Source organism: Mesorhizobium sp. M7A.F.Ca.CA.002.04.1.1 (assembly GCF_004022805.1).
Lineage (GTDB): Bacteria > Pseudomonadota > Alphaproteobacteria > Rhizobiales > Rhizobiaceae > Mesorhizobium > Mesorhizobium ciceri.
In genome coordinates this window covers 1-3,639 of record NZ_RZPL01000597.1, presented here as the reverse complement: position 1 = coordinate 3,639, position 3,639 = coordinate 1, and the positions used below count along the sequence as shown (strand labels likewise).

5 protein-coding genes are annotated in these 3,639 nt (G+C 65.8%); all 5 read left to right on the top strand.

The window, feature by feature from the left end; genetic code table 11:
- Window positions 1-46: 46 nt before the first annotated feature.
- Entirely contained in the window at window positions 47-844 is a 798-nt protein-coding gene (locus tag ENZ75_RS25000) for an ABC transporter ATP-binding protein (RefSeq protein ID WP_063167568.1), read from the top strand.
- On the top strand, window positions 841-1,590 hold the full coding sequence (locus tag ENZ75_RS24995) for an ABC transporter ATP-binding protein (protein WP_063167567.1): 750 nt from the start codon (window positions 841-843) through the stop codon (window positions 1,588-1,590). Before ENZ75_RS25000 ends, ENZ75_RS24995 begins: the two co-directional genes overlap by 4 nt.
- Window positions 1,587-2,495: a branched-chain amino acid ABC transporter permease gene (locus tag ENZ75_RS24990; RefSeq protein WP_063167566.1), complete on the top strand. Its 909-nt coding sequence runs from the start codon at window positions 1,587-1,589 to the stop codon at window positions 2,493-2,495. Before ENZ75_RS24995 ends, ENZ75_RS24990 begins: the two co-directional genes overlap by 4 nt.
- A complete protein-coding gene (locus ENZ75_RS24985) occupies window positions 2,492-3,475 on the top strand; it encodes a branched-chain amino acid ABC transporter permease (RefSeq protein ID WP_027163899.1) in 984 nt (327 codons plus the stop codon). The genes ENZ75_RS24990 and ENZ75_RS24985 overlap by 4 nt, the downstream gene beginning before the upstream one ends.
- The coding region (locus ENZ75_RS35325) for an FAD-dependent oxidoreductase (RefSeq protein ID WP_245481220.1) at window positions 3,472-3,639 on the top strand (168 nt) is incomplete at its 3' end. The genes ENZ75_RS24985 and ENZ75_RS35325, both read left to right, overlap by 4 nt.

The window sequence follows — 3,639 nt, the reverse complement described above, 5'->3', positions numbered from 1 at the left end:
ATCATAATCAGGAGGCGGCAGCGATCGTCTTCGGCCAGAGGGTTTGATGAGCGAGGCAACCAAACGGCAAGGGGAAATCCGCGCGCCGGTTCTGACGGCAAGGAATGTCGTCAGGCGGTTCGGCGGCCTTGTCGCGGTCAACGACGTCTCGTTTAACGTCAAAGCGGGCGAAATCCTCGGCCTCATCGGCCCCAACGGCGCCGGCAAGACGACGATGTTCGACCTGCTTGCCGGCAGCATATTGCCGACCAGCGGCGAAATCCTTCTCAACGGCACGAGCGTCTCGGGCGAAGCCGCACATCTGCGTATCGGCCGTGGCCTTGGCCGCACGTTTCAGATCCCGCGCCCGCTGCCCAACCTGACGCTGATCGAAAACATCATGCTGGCGGCGCAGGGTCAGGCCGGCGAAAAGCTGCTTGCCAATTTCGTCACGCCATGGCGCGTCGCCGCGCAGGAAAGGGCCGCCAGGACAAAGGCGCTTGAACTGCTGGAACTGGTCGCCCTCGCCCATCTCGCGCATGAGCCGGCGCGCGTGCTTTCCGGCGGTCAGCGCAAGCTGCTCGAACTCGCCCGCGTGATGATGGCCGATCCGGCGATCATCTTGCTCGACGAACCGGCGGCCGGCGTCAACGCGACGCTGCTCGAAGTCATCATCGACCGCATCCGCGACATCAATGCGCGCGGTATCACCTTCCTGCTGATCGAGCATAATATCGACATGGTGACGCGGCTCTGCCATCGCGTCCTCGTCATGGCGAGCGGCCAGTTGCTCAGCGAAGGCACGGCCGAAGAGGTCGCTCGCGACCCGCGCGCCATCGAGGCCTATCTCGGAGGCGCAGCATGAGCGAGATCGTTCTCGATGTCCGCGACCTCGAAGCCGGCTACGAGCCCGGCGTGCCGATCGTGCGCGGCGCCTCGATCACCGTCGCCAAGGGCGAGATCGTCGTGGTGCTCGGCCCCAACGGCGCCGGCAAGTCTAGCTTCATCAAGGCCATCGCCGGCCTCGTCCCGATCACCGGCGGCACAGTATTTCTGGACGGGAAGGACATCACTGCCGCGCCGGCCCACACCATGGTGCGCCTCGGGCTGGCCTTCGTGCCGCAGACCGAAAACATCTTCCCACTGATGTCGGTCGAGGACAATCTCAGAGTTGCTTGCGGCATCCTTGAGCGGCGCGAGATTCCTGCGCGCACCGAGGAGATGTATGCCGCCTTCCCCGATCTCGTCCGCCAGCGCCGCACCGCCGCCGGCAACCTCTCGGGCGGACAACGGCAGATGCTCGCCGTTGCGCGGGCGCTGATCGTCCACCCCAAGGTGCTGGTGCTAGACGAGCCGTCGGCCGGCCTGTCGCCGAAATTCGTCTCGATGGTGTTCGAGATGCTGGCAAACATCCGCAAGTCCGGCGTCACCATCCTGCTCGTCGAACAGAATGCCAAGGCAGCGCTCGCCATCGGCGACCGCGCCTATGTGCTGGTCGAAGGCAAAGACCGGCACGAGGGCATTGCCTCCGAGCTGTGGAACGATCCGGTGGTCGCCGAACTCTATCTCGGCCAGCGCCCCCGCAAGTCCGGCACAGGAGGTGGGGCATGAGCTTGCAATTTGTCGTCGACGGATTGCTGACGGGTTCGATGATCGGCCTGGGCGCCATCGGCGTGACGCTTACCTATTCGATCCTGCGCTTCTCGAACTTTGCCCATGGCGACTTCATGGCCTGGGGCACCTATGCGACGCTGGCCGTCGTCAGCGCCATCGGCGCGACAGTCGGCAAGGTGGCACCGATCGCACCGCTGTCCTTCGGCTGGCCGCTGATTGTCGCGCTGGTCGTCGGCATGGCGTTCACCGCTTTGCTGGCGCTGCTGCTCGACAAGGTGCTGTTTTCGCGGCTGCGCTCGCAAGGCCAGGCGATCATCGTGGTGATGGCGAGCTTCGGTGCCTCGATGGCGCTGAGAAGCCTGCTCGAATTCACCTTCACCTCGCGGCCGACCTATTTCAGCCGGGCGATCCAGATCGCCATGCCGGTCGGCTTCGGCATCCGCATCACATCAGACCAGATCGCGCTTTTGCTGCTGACCGCGGTGCTGGTGCTCGCCGTGCATCTGTTGATGACGCGCACGCAGACCGGCCGCTCGATGCAGGCCCTGAGCCAGAACTCGGCACTGGCCCGCATCGTCGGCATCGACGTCGCCAGCGTGGTGCGCGTCACCTGGGTCATCGGCGGGGCGCTGGCCTGCGTGGCCGGCGTGATGATCGGCATCCTGGTGCAGATCCGCCCGTTCATGGGCTTCGACATGCTATTGCCGATGTTTGCCGCCGCCATTCTCGGCGGCATCGGCAGCATCCCCGGCGCCGTGCTCGGCGGCCTGATCATCGGGCTCGCCGAGGCCGGTGCCGTGCAGCTGATCGGCGCCGAATGGCGCGCCGCCGTCTCCTTCATCATCCTGATGGCGGTGCTGTTCGTGCGGCCGATCGGCCTGTTTGGTGTGAGGGAACGCTGATGGATCTGATCGGCTACGGCGCCTTCTTCCTGACCACCGCGCTGATCTTTTCGCTGGTCACGCTGGGGCTCAATTTGCAGTGGGGCCTGACCGGCCTGTTCAATGTCGGCCTTGCCGGCTTCGTCGCCATCGGCGCCTACACCTCGGCATTGCTGACCACTCCCGACGACGCCGCGCGGCTGGGTGGCCTTGGCCTGCCGATCGTTGTCGGCTGGGCGGGCGCCATGGTCGTCGGCGGCATTGCCGCGGCGTTAACTGGCATGGCGACGCTGCGGCTCAGGTCCGACTATCTGGCGATCACCACCTTCGGCGTCGCCGTCGTCGTGCAACTGGTCGCGCTCAACGCGCAGAAACTGACCGGCGGCCCGTTCGGCATCGGCTTCATCCCGCGCCCCTTCGGCAGCCTTGCCGAGACGCCGCTGCTGTTCAACCTGTCGAACCTTGCCGTGGTCGCGGCGGTGACTCTGGTCGCCTATCTCGCTTTGGAACATCTGTCGCGCAGCCCGTGGGGCCGCGTGCTGAAGGCGCTACGCGAGGATGAGCGGGCGGCGATCTCGCTTGGCAAGAGCGCGCGTTTCTATCGCGTCCAGGCCTTCGCCGTGGGCGGCGCCATCATGGCACTGGCCGGCGCATTGCAGGCGCATTTCACCGGCTTCATCGCGCCGGACAATTATTTGCCGATCCTGACCTTCCAGGTCTGGGTGATGCTGATCGTGGGCGGCTCGGGCAGCAATCTCGGCGCCGTCATCGGCAGCATCCTGGTCTGGGCGATATGGGCTGGGTCGGGCACGCTGACCAGCATCCTGTTCCCGCCGGAACAGCAGGCTCGTGCCGCCGCGCTGCAGATCGCCGCCATCGGCGTCATGCTCTGCGTTATCCTGCTGGTCCGGCCGAACGGGCTGTTCGGCGACAGGCCACGGCGGCCTTGGCTCGGCAAGCGGACGAAGGTGACTACGGCCAAAAGCGTTTCCCCGTCATGAATGCCGCGGTTCGGCAGGAAGCGCATGGCGCTTCACTCTGGCTTGCCGTCAGCCGCGACCGCCGCAAACGGCCGGCGCTGCAGGGTAAGCTCGATGTCGACCTGGCCATTGTCGGCGGCGGCTTTTCGGGCCTTTCAACCGCGCTGCACGCCGCCGGCAAAGGC

Excerpts from the sequence above, each read along its gene's own strand:
- ENZ75_RS25000 (WP_063167568.1), top strand. The coding sequence starts at position 47 with ATGAGCGAGGCAACCAAACGGCAAGGGGAAATCCGCGCGCCGGTTCTG.
- ENZ75_RS24995 (WP_063167567.1), top strand. The coding sequence starts at position 841 with ATGAGCGAGATCGTTCTCGATGTCCGCGACCTCGAAGCCGGCTACGAG.
- ENZ75_RS24990 (WP_063167566.1), top strand. The coding sequence starts at position 1,587 with ATGAGCTTGCAATTTGTCGTCGACGGATTGCTGACGGGTTCGATGATC.